Raw genomic sequence first — 601 nt, 5'->3', positions numbered from 1 at the left:
CCCGGGATCGGGAAGTCAACTTCGTCGGGGTCGCAGTTGGTGTCCAGGATGGCAACAACCGGGATGTTCAGCTTCTTGGCTTCGTCAACAGCCAGGTGTTCCTTCTTGGTGTCAACAACCCACAGAACCGAAGGAGCCTTCGTCAGGTTGCGGATACCGCCAAGGTTGGTTTCCAGCTTGGTGAGTTCACGCTTGAGGAGCAGGAGCTCCTTCTTGGTGTAACCGGAGCCGGCGACGTCCTCGAAGTTGATCTCTTCGAGTTCCTTCATGCGCTGGATGCGCTTGGCGACGGTCTGGAAGTTGGTGAGCATGCCACCGAGCCAACGCTGGTTGACGTAGGGCTGGCCAACACGGGTAGCCTGCTCGGCAATTGCTTCCTGAGCCTGCTTCTTGGTGCCGACGAACAGGACGGTGCCGCCGTGGGCGACAGTGGCCTTGACGAACTCGAAGGCGCGGTCGATGTAGGACAGCGACTGCTGGAGGTCAATGATGTAGATGCCGTTGCGCTCCGTGAAGATGAAGCGCTTCATCTTCGGGTTCCAACGACGGGTCTGGTGTCCAAAGTGGACGCCGCTGTCAAGCAGCTGGCGCATAGTTACGA

1 protein-coding gene is annotated in these 601 nt (G+C 58.7%); it reads right to left on the bottom strand.

Annotated elements, in window-relative coordinates:
• A partial coding sequence (gene rpsB / locus J1902_RS19130) for a 30S ribosomal protein S2 (protein ID WP_242702236.1) occupies positions 1-601 on the bottom strand: 601 nt, incomplete at both ends.

The sequence above is a fragment of the Arthrobacter cavernae genome (assembly GCF_017368795.1).
Lineage (GTDB): Bacteria > Actinomycetota > Actinomycetes > Actinomycetales > Micrococcaceae > Arthrobacter > Arthrobacter cavernae.
Note: the sequence above shows the minus strand (reverse complement) of the source record. Positions and strands in the feature narration are given on the sequence as shown.